13 protein-coding genes and 2 tRNA genes are annotated in these 15583 nt (G+C 62.5%); all 15 read left to right on the top strand.

All coding sequences use genetic code 11. The features are described 5' to 3' along the window. The first annotated feature begins 5 nt into the window (after window positions 1-5). The 15 genes from leuB to AC3WP7_RS29470 all read left to right on the top strand — a co-directional run bounded on the left by leuB (window position 6) and on the right by AC3WP7_RS29470 (window position 15583). Complete coding sequence (gene leuB, locus AC3WP7_RS29540; protein WP_102592748.1) at window positions 6-1088, top strand: 3-isopropylmalate dehydrogenase; 1083 nt, start codon at window positions 6-8, stop codon at window positions 1086-1088. A 64-nt stretch (window positions 1089-1152) separates the two neighbouring features. After that, complete coding sequence (gene asd, locus AC3WP7_RS29535; protein ID WP_092250344.1) at window positions 1153-2265, top strand: aspartate-semialdehyde dehydrogenase; 1113 nt, start codon at window positions 1153-1155, stop codon at window positions 2263-2265. Window positions 2266-2504: 239 nt separating this feature from the next. Beyond that, window positions 2505-3515, top strand: coding sequence for an aspartate-semialdehyde dehydrogenase (locus tag AC3WP7_RS29530; RefSeq protein ID WP_102592747.1), 1011 nt, complete (start codon window positions 2505-2507; stop codon window positions 3513-3515). A gap of 162 nt (window positions 3516-3677) precedes the next feature. After that, complete coding sequence (locus tag AC3WP7_RS29525) at window positions 3678-6227, top strand: FimV/HubP family polar landmark protein (RefSeq protein ID WP_102592746.1); 2550 nt, start codon at window positions 3678-3680, stop codon at window positions 6225-6227. 141 nt (window positions 6228-6368) lie between these two features. Beyond that, the gene (truA, locus tag AC3WP7_RS29520) at window positions 6369-7193 is read left to right on the top strand and encodes a tRNA pseudouridine(38-40) synthase TruA (protein ID WP_071492219.1); all 825 of its coding nucleotides are present in this window, start codon (window positions 6369-6371) and stop codon (window positions 7191-7193) included. A gap of 64 nt (window positions 7194-7257) precedes the next feature. After that, window positions 7258-7890, top strand: coding sequence for a phosphoribosylanthranilate isomerase (locus AC3WP7_RS29515; RefSeq protein WP_102592745.1), 633 nt, complete (start codon window positions 7258-7260; stop codon window positions 7888-7890). A gap of 243 nt (window positions 7891-8133) precedes the next feature. Next, window positions 8134-9054, top strand: a complete 921-nt coding sequence (gene accD / locus AC3WP7_RS29510) for an acetyl-CoA carboxylase, carboxyltransferase subunit beta (protein WP_025856447.1) — start codon at window positions 8134-8136, stop codon at window positions 9052-9054. After that, window positions 9051-10358 carry a bifunctional tetrahydrofolate synthase/dihydrofolate synthase gene (gene folC / locus AC3WP7_RS29505; protein WP_092250356.1) on the top strand — a complete coding sequence of 436 codons (1308 nt, stop codon included), beginning with the start codon at window positions 9051-9053 and terminating at the stop codon, window positions 10356-10358. Before accD ends, folC begins: the two co-directional genes overlap by 4 nt. Continuing rightward, window positions 10342-11001 carry an SPOR domain-containing protein gene (locus AC3WP7_RS29500; RefSeq protein WP_092250359.1) on the top strand — a complete coding sequence of 220 codons (660 nt, stop codon included), beginning with the start codon at window positions 10342-10344 and terminating at the stop codon, window positions 10999-11001. Before folC ends, AC3WP7_RS29500 begins: the two co-directional genes overlap by 17 nt. 113 nt (window positions 11002-11114) lie before the next feature. After that, window positions 11115-11672 (top strand): CvpA family protein, encoded by a 558-nt coding sequence (locus AC3WP7_RS29495; protein ID WP_003192538.1) that lies wholly within the window; start codon window positions 11115-11117, stop codon window positions 11670-11672. A 41-nt stretch (window positions 11673-11713) separates the two neighbouring features. After that, window positions 11714-13219 (top strand): amidophosphoribosyltransferase, encoded by a 1506-nt coding sequence (purF, locus tag AC3WP7_RS29490; RefSeq protein ID WP_058426877.1) that lies wholly within the window; start codon window positions 11714-11716, stop codon window positions 13217-13219. A gap of 65 nt (window positions 13220-13284) precedes the next feature. Continuing rightward, window positions 13285-14496 carry an O-succinylhomoserine sulfhydrylase gene (locus AC3WP7_RS29485; RefSeq protein ID WP_071492215.1) on the top strand — a complete coding sequence of 404 codons (1212 nt, stop codon included), beginning with the start codon at window positions 13285-13287 and terminating at the stop codon, window positions 14494-14496. Window positions 14497-14507: 11 nt separating this feature from the next. Beyond that, entirely contained in the window at window positions 14508-15272 is a 765-nt protein-coding gene (locus AC3WP7_RS29480) for an SDR family oxidoreductase (protein ID WP_093124664.1), read from the top strand. 107 nt (window positions 15273-15379) lie between these two features. Further along, window positions 15380-15455 (top strand) — tRNA-Val (locus tag AC3WP7_RS29475). Between the two features lie 55 nt (window positions 15456-15510). Beyond that, window positions 15511-15583 (top strand) — tRNA-Asp (locus tag AC3WP7_RS29470).

The following is a 15583-nucleotide window of genomic DNA, read 5'->3' as shown; positions in this document are numbered from 1 at the left end:
AACGCATGAGCAAGCAGATTCTGATTCTCCCTGGCGACGGTATTGGTCCGGAAATCATGGCCGAAGCGGTCAAGGTGCTGGAACTCGCCAACAGCAAGTACAGCCTGGGTTTCGAGCTGAACCACGACGTGATCGGCGGCGCGGCCATCGACAAGCATGGTGTCCCGCTGGCCGATGAGACCCTGGAGCGTGCGCGTGCGGCCGACGCCGTACTGCTCGGCGCCGTGGGCGGCCCGAAATGGGACAAGATCGAACGTGACATCCGCCCTGAGCGCGGCCTGCTGAAAATCCGTGCCCAACTGGGCCTGTTCGGTAACCTGCGCCCGGCGATCCTCTACCCGCAACTGGCCGACGCCTCGAGCCTCAAGCCGGAAGTGGTCGCGGGCCTGGATATCCTGATCGTGCGCGAGCTGACCGGCGGTATCTACTTCGGCTCGCCACGCGGCGTGCGCGAGTTGGAAAATGGCGAGCGCCAGGCCTACGACACCCTGCCGTACAGCGAGAGCGAAATCCGCCGTATCGCCCGTGTCGGCTTCGACATGGCCCGCGTGCGTGGCAAGAAGGTCTGCTCGGTGGACAAGGCCAACGTACTGGCCTCCAGCCAACTGTGGCGCGAAATCGTCGAAGAAGTGGCCAAGGACTACCCGGACGTCGAACTGAGCCACATGTACGTCGACAACGCCGCCATGCAACTGGTGCGTGCGCCGAAGCAGTTCGACGTGATCGTCACCGACAACCTGTTCGGCGACATCCTGTCCGACCAGGCGTCGATGCTCACCGGTTCCATCGGCATGCTGCCGTCGGCGTCCCTGGACACCAACAACAAGGGCATGTACGAGCCTTGCCACGGTTCGGCGCCGGACATCGCGGGCCAGGGCATTGCCAACCCGCTGGCGACCATTTTGTCGGTGTCGATGATGCTGCGTTACAGCTTCAACCTGAGCGACGCGGCGGATGCCATCGAGAAAGCCGTGAGCCTGGTGCTGGACCAGGGGTTGCGCACCGGCGACATCTGGTCGCAGGGTTGCACCAAGGTCGGTACGCAAGAAATGGGCGACGCAGTAGTCGCCGCGCTGCGGAATCTGTAATCTCTCGGGCCCGCTTGCAGTTGTTGCTGCAAGGCGGCCCACTTTTTAACAAGGTGTAGTTGCGATGAAACGTGTAGGTCTGATCGGTTGGCGCGGTATGGTCGGTTCCGTGCTCATGCAGCGGATGCTGGAAGAGCAGGATTTCGATCTTATCGAGCCGGTGTTTTTCACCACTTCGAATGTGGGTGGCCAGGGGCCGTCCGTGGGCAAGGATATTGCTCCGCTCAAGGACGCCTACAACATTGAAGAGCTGAAAACCCTCGACGTGATTCTGACCTGTCAGGGTGGCGACTACACCAGCGAAGTCTTCCCCAAGCTGCGCGAAGCCGGCTGGCAGGGTTACTGGATCGACGCCGCCTCGAGCCTGCGCATGCAGGACGACGCGGTGATCATCCTCGACCCGGTGAACCGCAAGGTCATTGACCAGCAGCTGGATGCCGGCACCAAGAACTACGTCGGCGGCAACTGCACCGTCAGCCTGATGCTGATGGGCCTGGGCGGCTTGTTCGAAGCTGGCCTGGTCGAGTGGATGAGTGCCATGACCTATCAGGCGGCCTCTGGGGCCGGCGCGCAGAACATGCGTGAGCTGATCAAGCAGATGGGTGCGACCCACGCCGCAGTCGCCGATCAACTGGCCGACCCGGCCAGCGCGATCCTCGACATCGACCGCCGCGTGGCCGAAGCCATGCGCAGCGATGCCTACCCGACCGAAAACTTCGGCGTGCCGTTGGCCGGTAGCCTGATCCCATGGATCGACAAGGAACTGCCGAACGGCCAGAGCCGCGAAGAGTGGAAGGCCCAGGCCGAGACCAACAAGATCCTCGGCCGCTTCAAGAGCCCGATCCCGGTGGACGGCATCTGCGTGCGCATCGGCGCGATGCGCTGCCACAGCCAGGCGCTGACCATCAAGCTGAACAAAGACGTGCCGATCACCGATATCGAAGCGTTGATCAGCCAGCACAACCCCTGGGTCAAGCTGGTGCCGAACAACCGTGATATCAGCATGCAGGAGCTGAGCCCGACCAAGGTCACCGGCACCCTGAATGTACCGGTGGGTCGTCTGCGCAAACTGAACATGGGCAGCCAGTTCCTCGGTGCGTTCACCGTGGGCGACCAGCTGCTGTGGGGCGCGGCCGAGCCGCTGCGCCGCATGTTGCGGATCTTGCTGGAGCGTTGATCGCGTGAGGCAATGATGGAAACCCGCGCTCTGGTGACAGGCGCGGGTTTTTTGTTGTTTGGTCGGGCCTCATCGGGGGCAAGCCCCCTCCCACATTTTGACCTGCGAACCCGTTCGAGTGTGGGAGGGGGCTTGCCCCCGATAAGGCCATCAGCCCTACCACAAATGCCAGCTTAATTGCCTCACCCCCCACCACCCGGTAAAGTGCCGCTCCCCCCGCAATGCCCGAGGCAGCCCCCATGACCCAGACTTTTGAAATCGCCGTGATCGGCGCCACCGGCACCGTCGGCGAAACCCTGGTGCAGATCCTGGAAGAGTTGGATTTTCCGGTGGGCACTCTGTATTTGCTGGCGGGCAACAACTCGGCGGGCGCCTCCGTGCCCTTTCGTGGCAAGAATGTGCGGGTCAAGGAGGTCGACGAATTCGACTTCAGCAAGGCGCAGTTGGCGTTCTTTGCGGCGGGGCCGGCGGTCACCCTGAGTTTTGCGCCGCGAGCCACGGCGGCTGGGTGCTCGGTGATCGACTTGTCCGGCGCCTTGCCGGCCACGCAGGCTCCGCACGTGGTGCCGGAGGCCAATGCCCACGTGCTGCAGGGGCTGAAGAAGCCGTTCCAGCTCGGCAGCCCCAGCCCGTCGGCGACCAACCTGGCGGTGGTGCTGGCGCCTCTGCGGGGCTTGCTGGATATCCAGCGGGTGAGCGTCACCGCCAGCCTGGCGATGTCGGCCCAAGGGCGTGAAGCCGTCAGCGAACTGGCCCGGCAAACCGCCGAGCTGCTGAATATGCGCCCGCTGGAGCCGAAGTTCTTTGATCGACAGGTCGCCTTCAACCTGTTGGCTCAGGTTGGCACGCCAGACGCCCAGGGGCATACGGTCCTGGAAAAACGCCTGGTCCACGAATTGCGTGCAGTGCTGGAATTACCTTTGCTAAAGATTTCCGCAACCTGCGTTCAAGCCCCGGTGTTTTTTGGCGATAGCCTGACAGTGTCCTTGCAACTGGGGGCGGCGGTTGATCTGGCGGCGGTGAGCCGCGCACTTGACGCTGCGCCGGGCATCGAGCTTGTGGATGAAGGGGATTTTCCTACAGCCGTCGGCGATGCAGTGGGCCAGGATGTGGTCTATGTCGGTCGTGTCCGGGCAGGTGTGGATGACCCGGCGGAACTAAATCTGTGGCTGACGTCAGATAACGTACGCAAAGGCGCCGCACTGAATGCCGTGCAGCTGGCGCAGTTGTTGATAAAAGACCTTGCGTAAAAGATACTTGGCGGCAATTTGTAGATTGATTCTAGCCAGGCGCTATGCTTGGTCCCAGGCAGGAAAAGTTGCGCGTCGGTGACCTATCGGCTCGCCATGCCTTATGGCAGCGGTTACCAACCTTCTCGCAGGCCGGGGAGTGTTCAAACAAAGGATGAGGCTATGGTTCAAGTTCGCAAACTGGTGTTAGCAATAGCGGCCGCCTCGGCGCTGTCCTCCGGTATGGCGCAGGCGCTGCAGCTGGGGGAGATGACCCTCAAGTCGAAGTTGAACCAGCCGTTGGCGGTGGAAATCGAATTGCTCGATGTCGGTGGCCTCACGGCCTCCGAGATCACGCCAAGCCTGGCTTCGTCCCAGGCATTTGTGGACGCGGGCGTTGATCGCCAGGCGTTTCTCGATGACCTGACGTTTACCCCGGTGGTCAATCCAAACGGCCGCAGCGTGGTGCGCGTCACCTCCAGCAAGCCGTTGCCTGATTCCTACGTGCGTTTCCTGTTGCAGGTGCAATGGCCTAATGGCCGTTTGATGCGTGACTACAGCGTGTTGCTCGACCCGGCCAAGTTCGAGCAGCCGGCACCCACCGCTGCCACGCCTGCGCCGCGTCTGGCTGCGCCGACCAACGCCGCGCCCGCCGCGAGCAAACCGGCACAGCACACCACCACCTCCCGCGACACCCTGTGGGAAATCGCCGCGAAGCACCGTAATGGCGGCTCCGTGCAGCAGACCATGCTGGCGATCCAGGCGCTGAACCCGGATGCGTTCATCGACGGCAATATCAACCGGCTGAAAACCGGCCAGGTCCTGCGTCTGCCGGATGCCGTACAAAGCACTGCACTGCCGCAACCCCAGGCAATTGCTGAGGTGAGCGCGCAAAATGCCGCCTGGCGCCAGGGCCGACGCGCCGCCACCAACCCGGCAGCGGGCAAGCAGCAACTGGACGCCACCAAGCGCACCCAGGCCGGTAACGCGCCCGCAAGTACCAACACCAAAGACAACCTTAGCCTGGTGTCTGCCGAGGCCGCCAAGAAGGGCGCCAAGGGCAAGGCGGGCGATAGCGCGGCACTCAGCGACAAGCTGGCGATGACCCAGGAGCAACTGGACACCACCCGTCGCGACAACGAAGAGCTGAAAAGCCGCGCGGCAGACCTGCAAAGCCAGTTGGACAAGCTGCAAAAACTGATTCAACTGAAAAACGATCAACTGGCGCGTTTGCAGGCTGAAAAGGCTGTTCCGGGTGCTCCGGCCACTGCCGCGATGCCCGCGCAGTTGGCGGGCGAGCCATCCGCCGCGCCTGCCAAGCCCGAGGCTGTCACCCCTGCACCCGTCGCGCCAGCGCCTGAGCCGGCCAAGGCGGACGCGGCACCGGCCAGCGCCGACGGCAAATTCAACGAACTGCTGACCAACCCGATCGTCCTCGGTGTGATCGGTGGTGCGGCGGGCTTGCTGGTGCTGCTGCTCCTGCTGTTATGGGCGCGCCATCGCAATGCGCGCCGCGAAGAGGAAAAACACCTGCGCATGGCGCGGGCCCTGGCTGAAGAGCCGGAGTTCACCTCGAACCTTCATGACGACCTGCCGCCGAGCAGCTTCGAAGGCCTGGAGACGCCGCCGCCCAGCGTAAAGCTGGCCGCCGCACCGGCCCCGGCTCCGGTGGTTGAACCGGCGGCTGTTGTGCCGACTGTTGCTTCCGTACTTGCGCCGCTGGCGGTTGCCGTGGCTCCGGTGAATTCAAATGATGCGCTGGCCCAGGCCCAGTCCCATATCGATCGTGGTCACCTGAACCAGGCCGCCGATGTGCTTGAGCAGGCGATCAAGCATGAGCCCAAGCGCAGCGACCTGCGCTTGAAGCTGATGGAAGTCTACGGCCTGCAAAGCGACAAGGACGGCTTTGTGACCCAGGAGCGTCAACTGGTGGCCAATGGTGAAAACCACGCCCAGGTCGAGCAGCTCAAGAGTCGCTTCCCGGCCATGGCCGTGTTGGCGGCGGGTGTCAGTGCCGCCGTGGCGGCTGCTGCCCTGGATGCTCAATACGTCAAGGATTTGCTCGAAGACAAACCGGCGCCTGCGCAGCCGGAGGCCTTTGACACTGATTTCGATCTCAGCCTGGACGATCTTGAAGAAGCTTCCCCGGCTCAGATCAAGGACGATCAGCAGACCTTCGAGTCGCTGTTGCAGCAGCAGACCGAAGCCAAGGCCGCGTCGGACGACTTGTCGGACTTCGATCTGGACCTGCAACTGGATGCCCCGGCTTCGGCACAATCCGATGACGACTTCCTCTCGGGCCTGGAAGAGCAGATGAAGGACGTGCCGGCCGTCGAGCCGCCGACCCTCACGCCTGCGGCGTTGGACGACTTCGACTTGCCGGAAGACTTCGACCTGTCCTTGGCCGATGAGCCGGAAACGGCCGCCAAGCCCGATGCTTTCACGTCGGAACTGGATGATGTCAACGCCGAGCTGGATCGCCTGTCCCAGAGCCTGGAACATCCGTCCATCGAGCCGTCCTTTACCGCAGAAGACGCGGCGTTGGGCGATGATGAGCCGGAATTCGACTTCCTCTCCGGCACGGATGAGGTGGCTACCAAGCTCGACCTGGCCCAGGCCTATATCGACATGGGCGATGCGGACGGCGCGCGGGATATCCTTTCCGAAGTGTTGACTGAAGGCGATGAGGTTCAACGCGGGGAGGCCAAGGAAATGCTCGGTCGGTTGGCGTAACAGCCCGTTGTTCAAACAGCGGCGGCCTTCGGGTCGCCGTTTTGCTTTTGTGGGCTCCCCTGCAAACCGGCATAATGGCCGCCTTCGCGCAACTCATCAGGCTCTCAGTTCTTGGCAAATATAGATAACCCGACCGCCGAAATGGCGGCCGCAGGCTTTTACCGCATCGCCTTGGGCGTGGAATATAAGGGCTCGCGCTATCGCGGCTGGCAGCGTCAGGCGTCCGGCGTGCTGACGGTGCAGGAGACCCTGGAGAACGCCCTGTCGAAAGTCGCCGATTCACCGGTATCGCTGATGTGCGCCGGGCGTACCGACGCCGGTGTGCATGCGTGTGGCCAGGTGGTGCATTTTGACACTCAGGCCGAGCGGTCAATGAAGGCCTGGGTGATGGGCGCAAATATCAATTTGCCCCATGACGTCAGCGTCAGTTGGGCCAAGGTCATGCCGGCGCATTTTCATGCGCGTTTCAAGGCCATCGCCCGGCGCTATCGCTATGTGATCTACAACGACCAGATCCGCCCGGCGCACCTCAACGAAGAAATTACCTGGAACCACCGCCCGCTGGACGCCGAGCGCATGGCCGAGGCCGCGCAGCACCTGGTGGGTGTGCATGATTTCAGCGCCTTCCGTGCCGGCCAGTGCCAGGCCAAGTCGCCGATCAAGGAGGTCCACCACCTGCGGGTGACTCGTCACGGCAAGATGATCGTGCTGGATATCCGTGCCGGGGCCTTCCTGCATCACATGGTGCGCAACATCGCCGGGGTGCTGATGACCATCGGCACTGGCGAGCGTCCGGTAGAGTGGGCCAGGGAAGTGCTGGAAAGCCGCGTTCGTCGCACGGGAGGGGTCACGGCACACCCGTTCGGCCTGTACCTGGTGGATGTGGAGTACCGCGACGAGTTCGAGTTGCCGGAGCGTTTCATCGGACCACACTTCCTAACAGGTTTCAGCGAACTTGGCGGCTGACGCCCGGAAAAGCTTTTGTTACCATCCGGGGCTTTCTCGGTCCAACCCTGGAGGTTTCCACGACATGTCAGCCGTTCGCAGCAAGATTTGCGGGATTACCCGCATAGAAGACGCGCTGGCGGCGGTCGAGGCAGGGGCGGATGCCATCGGTTTCGTGTTTTATGCCAAGAGCCCACGGGCGGTGAACGTGCTGCAGGCGCGAGCGATCATCGCCGCATTGCCGCCGTTCGTGACCACCGTGGGTCTGTTCGTCAATGCCAGTCGCTGCGAGCTCAACGAAACCCTGGATGCCGTAGCCTTGGACATGTTGCAGTTCCATGGCGACGAAACGCCTGAGGAATGTGAAAGTTACCAGCGGCCGTATATCAAGGCGCTGCGCGTCAAGGCCGGGGATGATATCGCGGCGGTGTGTTCCGCCTACGGCAGTGCCCGCGGGATTTTGCTGGACACCTATGTCGAAGGCGTACCCGGCGGTACTGGCGAAGCGTTCGACTGGTCGCTGATTCCCGCAGGCTTGAGCAAGCCGATCATCCTGGCCGGCGGGCTCAACCCTGCAAATGTCGGGGCGGCAATCGAACAGGTGCGGCCGTATGCCGTGGATGTCAGCGGTGGGGTGGAGCAGGGCAAGGGCATCAAGGATCACAGCAAGATTCGCGCATTCATGCAGGCTGTGCGCAACAGCAGGGGTGCAATGTGACGGCTGGCAGTCTGCCGCCGTCCATAACTACCACTGTGTAAAACAGCCCGGCGCCGCCTGTGGTGGCCCGGAAACGAAGTGGCAACCCTGCGCTGGCAGGTTGTCTGGAAGGCTGAGGATACAGGCAGGAAAAGGCCGGTCGAACGTCTGACCCCGTCCAGCCTGTGTCATCGCCACATATGAATTTAGCTCAAGGGCATACGCGGGGCTGTGTTCAAGCCACCGGTACTGGAGAAAGAAAGCATGAGCAACTGGTTAGTAGACAAACTGATCCCTTCGATCATGCGTTCCGAGGTGAAGAAAAGCTCGGTTCCTGAAGGTCTGTGGCACAAGTGCCCATCCTGCGACGCGGTGCTGTACCGCCCGGAGCTGGAAAAGACCCTGGACGTTTGCCCCAAGTGCAACCATCACATGCGTATCGGCGCCCGCGCCCGCATCGACATCTTCCTCGACGCCGAAGGCCGTAACGAGTTGGGCGCCGACCTGGAGCCGGTTGACCGTCTGAAGTTCCGTGATGGCAAGAAGTACAAGGACCGCCTGACCGCTGCGCAAAAGCAGACCGGTGAGAAAGACGCCCTGATTTCCGTCAGCGGCAAGCTGCTGGGCATGCCGGTCGTGGTGTCGGCATTCGAGTTCTCCTTCATGGGTGGCTCCATGGGCGCCATCGTCGGTGAGCGCTTTGTCCGCGCCGCCAACTATGCCCTGGAAAACCGTTGCCCGATGATCTGCTTCGCGGCCTCCGGTGGTGCGCGCATGCAGGAAGCCCTGATCTCCCTGATGCAAATGGCCAAGACTTCTGCGGTCCTGGCACGCCTGCGTGAAGAAGGCATCCCGTTCATCTCCGTGCTGACCGACCCGGTCTACGGCGGCGTTTCCGCCAGCCTGGCGATGCTGGGTGACGTGATCGTCGGCGAGCCCAAGGCGCTGATCGGCTTTGCCGGCCCGCGCGTGATCGAGCAGACCGTGCGTGAAAAACTGCCGGAAGGTTTCCAGCGCAGCGAGTTTCTGCTGGAGCACGGTGCGATCGACCTGATCATCCCGCGCGGTGAGCTGCGTCCACGCCTGGGCAACCTGCTGGCGCAAATGATGGGCCTGCCGACTCCGGTGTACGTCGCGCCTAAAGTCGAGCCGATCGTCGTGCCGCCGGTGCCTGCAAACCTATGACCCAACGTACCCTGGGCGAGTGGCTCGCCTACCTTGAGCAGTTGCATCCGTCCGCCATCGACATGGGCCTGGAGCGCTCGCAACAGGTAGCGGCCCGCCTCGGGTTGGGCCGCCCGGCGCCGCGAGTGATCACGGTGACCGGCACCAACGGCAAAGGCTCTACCTGTGCCTTTGTCGCGGCGCTGCTGCAGGCCCAGGGGCTGAAAGTCGGCGTCTACAATTCCCCGCACCTGCTGCGTTATAACGAGCGGGTGCAGCTCAATGGTGTCGAAGCCACGGATGAGCAACTCTGCGAAGCCTTCGCCGCACTCGATGCGGGCCGGGGCGAGATCTCCCTGACTTACTTCGAGATGGGCACCCTGGCGGCGTTCTGGCTGTTCGAGCGTGCGCAACTGGATGTGGTCGTGCTGGAAGTCGGCTTGGGGGGGCGCCTGGATACGGTCAACGTGGTGGATGCCGATTTGGCGTTGATCACCAGTATTGGCGTGGACCACGCCGACTATCTTGGCAATACCCGTGAGTCCGTGGCCTATGAAAAGGCCGGGATCTTCCGCCAGGGCAAGCCGGCGTTATGTGGTGATATCGACCCTCCGCACACCTTGCTGGACAAGGTGCGTGAGCTGGATTGCCCATTTTTCCTGCGTGGCCGCGAATTCAATCTCGAGATCGGCGCCTTTGACTGGCAGTGGCGTGGGCGTGATGCCCGTGGCCAGGTTGTCGAGCTGAGCGGCCTGCCGCTGCTGAATCTACCGATGGAAAACGCCGCGCTCGCGCTGCAAGCCTATCTGCTGCTGGATCTGCCGTGGAATGCCGAACAGATCGCGGCCACCTTGCTGGCGACTCGCGTGGTAGGGCGTCTGGACCGACGTGAATTCGAATGGCAGGGCAAGCGCCTGAACCTGCTGCTGGACGTGGGGCATAACCCCCATGCGGCCGAGTACCTGGCGCAGCGTCTGTCACGTACGCCGCCGGTCGGTCGTCGCTTGGCTGTGTTCGGTCTGCTGGCCGACAAGGACCTGGAAGGGGTGGTCGCGCCCTTGCTGGGCAGTGTCCAGGCCTGGGCCGTCGCGCCGCTGGATACACCGCGCAGCCGCCCGGCCACCGAGCTGGAAGCGGCCTTGCAGAACCTTGCTGCGCCGGTGACGTCGTATGCAAGCGTGACCGATGCCCTTGAAGCACAGTGCGCCATTGCCACGCCCGACGATGAGATTCTGTTGTTCGGGTCATTTTATTGTGTTGCCGAGGCGCTTGAGTGGTTAGCCCGGCGCTCCACGGAGGAAGCTGCACATGGCATTACTGGATAGCGCATACAAGCAGCGAATGGTCGGTGCCCTGGTGCTGGTGGCATTGGCGGTGATCTTCCTGCCAATGCTGTTTTCTCGCCAGGATGAAGAGCGTCAGGTCGTTGTCGAGGCGCCGGCCGCGCCCCAGGCGCCCACGGTGCCTCAGGTGCAGGTTGAGCCAGTGGTGGTTCCAGAGCCTCAGGCCTTGCCGGAGGAGGAACCGGTGCCGACTGATGCTCAGGTAGCCGCGCAGCAAGCGCCTTCGATGCCGGTGCAGCCGAGCGTGCCGGTGGTCAAGCCGGCGCCCGCGCCGACCGTAGCGGCCAAGCCTGCTGCGCCGGCACCTGCGCCCAAGCCGGTAGCGCCGCAGCCCGCCGCGCCGGGCAAGCCGGATGTCGGCCAGAGCCGCATCGATCCGAATGGCTTGCCGATCAGTTGGTCGATCCAGGTGGCCAGCCTGGGCAGCCGCGAGGGCGCCGACGCGTTGCAAAAGAAGCTGCGTAGCCAAGGCTACAACGCCTATATCCGTAGTGCCGATGGCAAGAACCGGGTGTTTATCGGGCCGCTGATCGAGCGTGCCGAGGCAGACCGCCTGCGGGATTTGCTGGATCGCCAGCAGAACCTCAAGGGTTTCGTGACCCGGTTCCAGCCTGAGCGGGGTTGAAAGCGGATTTGCTCGTCCCAAACTACTGATTTGCAAGGCAGCCACAATCACAGCTTACCGATAGCCCGACGCTCTGCTAAAATGCGCCGCCTCATCTGTCCGTAGGCTCCAACGTGCCATTTACCTGGGTTGATTGGGCGATTGTTGCAATCGTCGCCATCTCCGCTTTGATCAGTCTAAGCCGCGGCTTCGTCAAAGAAGCACTGTCGTTGCTGACCTGGATCATCGCAGGAGTCGTAGCCTGGATGTTCGGTGGTTCATTGTCGGTCTACCTGGCCGGATACATCGAGACACCTTCGGCTCGCGTCATCGCGGGCTGCGCCATCATGTTCATCGCCACGCTGCTGGTGGGGGCAATGGTCAATTATCTTATTGGCGAGTTGATACGTGTCACCGGCCTCTCCGGGACCGATCGATTTCTCGGCATGGCCTTCGGCGCCGCGCGTGGCGCGTTGCTGGTGGTCGTGGCGGTCGGGCTCTTGAGCCTGGGGCCGGTACAGCAGGATTCGTGGTGGCAGGAGTCGGTACTCGTGCCAAAATTTCTATTGGTTGCAGACTGGTCCAAGAACCTCATTCTGGGGTGGAGCAGTCAGTGGCTGGCCAGCGGAATCAGCGTACCCGCTGATCTTCCGTTCAAGGAACACCTCTTGCCGGCCAAAACGCCTCAGTAAGTTGTGTTCAGTCAAGATTCATTAAGTAGGGGTTGCGTCGCATGTGTGGCATCGTCGGTATCGTCGGTAAGTCGAACGTCAATCAGGCGCTGTATGACGCGCTAACCGTCCTCCAGCACCGCGGCCAGGACGCTGCCGGTATTGTGACCAGCCACGACGGCCGGTTATTCCTGCGCAAGGACAATGGTCTGGTACGTGACGTGTTCCATCAGCGTCACATGCAGCGTCTGGTCGGGCATATGGGCATTGGCCATGTGCGTTATCCGACTGCCGGTAGCTCGACGTCGGCCGAAGCTCAACCTTTCTACGTCAACTCGCCTTACGGCATCACCCTGGCGCACAACGGCAACCTGACCAACGTTGAACAACTGGCCAAGGAGATCTACGAATCTGACCTGCGCCACGTCAACACCAGTTCCGACTCGGAAGTGCTGCTCAACGTGTTCGCCCACGAGCTGGCCCAGCGTGGCAAGCTGCAGCCGACCGAAGAAGACGTATTCGCCGCCGTTACTGACGTGCACAACCGTTGCGTCGGTGGTTACGCGGTAGTGGCCATGGTCACCGGCTATGGCATCGTCGGTTTCCGTGACCCGCACGGCATCCGCCCGATCGTGTTCGGCCAGCGTCACACCGACGAAGGCGTCGAGTACATGATCGCTTCCGAAAGTGTGTCCCTGGACGTGCTGGGCTTCACCCTGATTCGCGATCTTGCGCCGGGCGAAGCGGTGTACATCACTGAAGACGGCAAGCTGCACACCCGTCAGTGCGCCGTGGCGCCGAAGCTCACCCCGTGCATCTTCGAACACGTCTACCTGGCGCGTCCGGATTCGATCATCGACGGCGTTTCGGTCTACAAGGCGCGTCTGCGCATGGGCGAGAAGCTGGCCGAGAAGATCCTGCGCGAGCGCCCGGAGCACGACATCGACGTAGTGATCCCGATCCCGGACACCAGCCGCACCGCCGCGCTGGAACTGGCCAATCACCTGGGCGTCAAGTTTCGCGAAGGCTTCGTGAAGAACCGCTACATCGGCCGCACCTTCATCATGCCGGGCCAGGCAGCGCGCAAGAAGTCGGTACGCCAGAAGCTCAATGCCATCGAGCTGGAATTCCGCGGCAAGAACGTGATGCTGGTGGATGACTCCATCGTGCGCGGCACCACCTGCAAGCAGATCATCCAGATGGCCCGCGAAGCCGGTGCGAAGAACGTGTACTTCTGTTCCGCAGCGCCTGCCGTGCGTTACCCGAACGTGTACGGCATCGACATGCCGAGCGCCCACGAGCTGATCGCACACAACCGTTCGACACAGGACGTGGCCGACCTGATCGGCGCCGACTGGTTGATCTACCAGGACCTGCCAGACCTGATCGAAGCGGTCGGTGGTGGCAAGATCAAGATCGAGCAGTTCGACTGCGCGGTGTTCGACGGCAAGTACGTGACAGGCGACGTTGACGAGGCCTACCTGAACAAGATCGAGCAGGCGCGCAACGACTCGTCGAAGATCAAGACCCAGGCGGTCAGCGCGATCATCGACCTGTACAACAACTGAGTGACAACCGGCCCTGAGGGGCCGGTTTTGTATCTTAAATAAAGAATTGAGTAAGGAGTGGCAGCATGAGTCAGGAATGGGATGCCGGTCGGTTGGACAGCGACCTCGATGGCGTAGCTTTCGATACCCTGGCTGTGCGCGCCGGCCAGCACCGCACCCCGGAAGGTGAGCACGGTGATCCGATGTTCTTCACCTCCAGCTACGTGTTCCGTACTGCGGCCGATGCCGCTGCGCGCTTTGCCGGCGAAGTGCCGGGCAACGTGTATTCGCGTTACACCAACCCGACCGTGCGTGCGTTCGAAGAGCGTATCGCGGCGCTGGAAGGCGCTGAGCAGGCGGTTGCAACGGCGACCGGCATGGCCGCCATCCTGGCGGTGGTGATGAGCCTGTGCAGCGCTGGTGACCATGTGCTGGTGTCGCGCAGCGTGTTCGGGTCGACCATCAGCCTGTTCGAAAAGTATTTCAAGCGTTTCGGCATCGAAGTCGATTACGTGCCCCTGGCGGATCTGTCCGGCTGGGATGGGGCGATCAAGGCCAACACCAAGCTGCTGTTCGTCGAGTCGCCGTCCAACCCTCTGGCCGAACTGGTGGATATCGCTGCGTTGTCCGAAGTGGCGCACGCCAAGGGCGCAATGCTGGTGGTGGACAACTGCTTCTGCACTCCGGCGTTGCAACAGCCGTTGAAGCTGGGCGCGGATATCGTTGTGCACTCGGCCACCAAGTTCATCGATGGCCAGGGCCGTTGCATGGGTGGTGTGGTGGCGGGTCGCAGCGAACAGATGAAGGAAGTCGTCGGCTTCCTGCGCACCGCTGGCCCGACCTTGAGCCCGTTCAACGCCTGGATCTTCCTCAAAGGCCTGGAAACCCTGAGCCTGCGCATGAAGGCCCATTGCGCCAACGCCCAGGCCCTGGCCGAATGGCTGGAGCAACAGGACGGCATCGAGAAGGTGCACTACGCCGGCCTCAAGAGCCACCCGCAACACGAATTGGCTCAGCGTCAGCAGCGCGGTTTCGGTGCTGTGGTGAGTTTCGAAGTGAAGGGCGGCAAAGAGGGCGCCTGGCGCTTTATCGATGCGACACGCCTGATCTCCATCACCGCCAACCTGGGTGACAGCAAAACCACCATTACCCACCCGAGCACCACGTCTCACGGCCGCCTGGCGCCGCAGGAGCGTGAGGCGGCCGGTATTCGTGACAGTCTGATCCGCATTGCGGTAGGCCTGGAAGACGTGACGGACTTGCAGGCTGATCTGGCTCGCGGGTTGGCGGCCTTGTGATCGAGTGGTCCATGGAAGTCGCAGCCGCCAGTAACGGGCGTGTCGCGCTGGTGACGGGCGCGGCGCGAGGCATTGGCCTCGGGATTGCCGCGTGGCTGATCAGTGAGGGTTGGCAAGTGGTGTTGACCGACCTGGACCGCGAGCGCGGTTCCAAGGTGTCCAAGGTGTTGGGCGAGAATGCCTGGTTTATCAGCATGGACGTGGCCGACGAGAAGCAAGTCGCCCAGGGGGTCGCCGAGGTGTTGGGGCAGTTCGGGCGCCTGGACGCGTTGGTCTGCAACGCGGCGGTGGCCGACCCGCGCAACATCACGCTGGAAAGCCTGGACCTGGCGTACTGGAATCGGGTGCTGGCGGTGAACCTCAGTGGGCCGATGTTGCTGGCCAAGCACTGTGCGCCGTATCTGCGTGCCCATGGCGGCGCTATCGTCAACCTGGCGTCGACGCGGGCTCGCCAATCGGAGCCTGACACCGAGGCCTATGCCGCGAGCAAGGGCGGCTTGCTGGCCCTGACACACGCCCTGGCGATGAGCCTGGGGCCGGAAGTGCGGGTCAACGCGGTCAGCCCCGGCTGGATCGATGCGCGGGATCCGGCGGCCCGGCGTGCCGAGCCCTTGAGTGACGCCGATCACGCCCAGCATCCTGCGGGCAGGGTAGGCACCGTGGAAGACGTGGCGGCAATGGTGGCGTGGCTGCTGTCGCGCCAGGCGGGGTTTGTTACCGGGCAAGAGTTTGTCGTGGATGGCGGCATGAGCAAGAAGATGATTTACAGCGAGTAGGGTGGATAGCTGTCTTGAAGCAATTTTGTCTTTTTCAGAAAAACTTCAAGCGGGCTATTGACTTAGGTCCGCTACCTGCGTAAATTTCGCGGCCTCAACGAAGCAAAGGGTGATTAGCTCAGCCGGGAGAGCATCTGCCTTACAAGCAGAGGGTCGGCGGTTCGATCCCGTCATCACCCACCACTTCTTGAGAGTTTTGCTTCAGGGCAAGACGCAACGTTAAAGGTTGCACCGACGCGCAGCGGTAGTTCAGTCGGTTAGAATACCGGCCTGTCACGCCGGGGGTCGCGGGTTCGAGTCCCGTCCGCTGC

It is taken from the genome of Pseudomonas sp. FW305-3-2-15-C-LB1, assembly GCF_058787615.1.
This window is presented reverse-complemented; position numbering and strand designations above follow the sequence as displayed.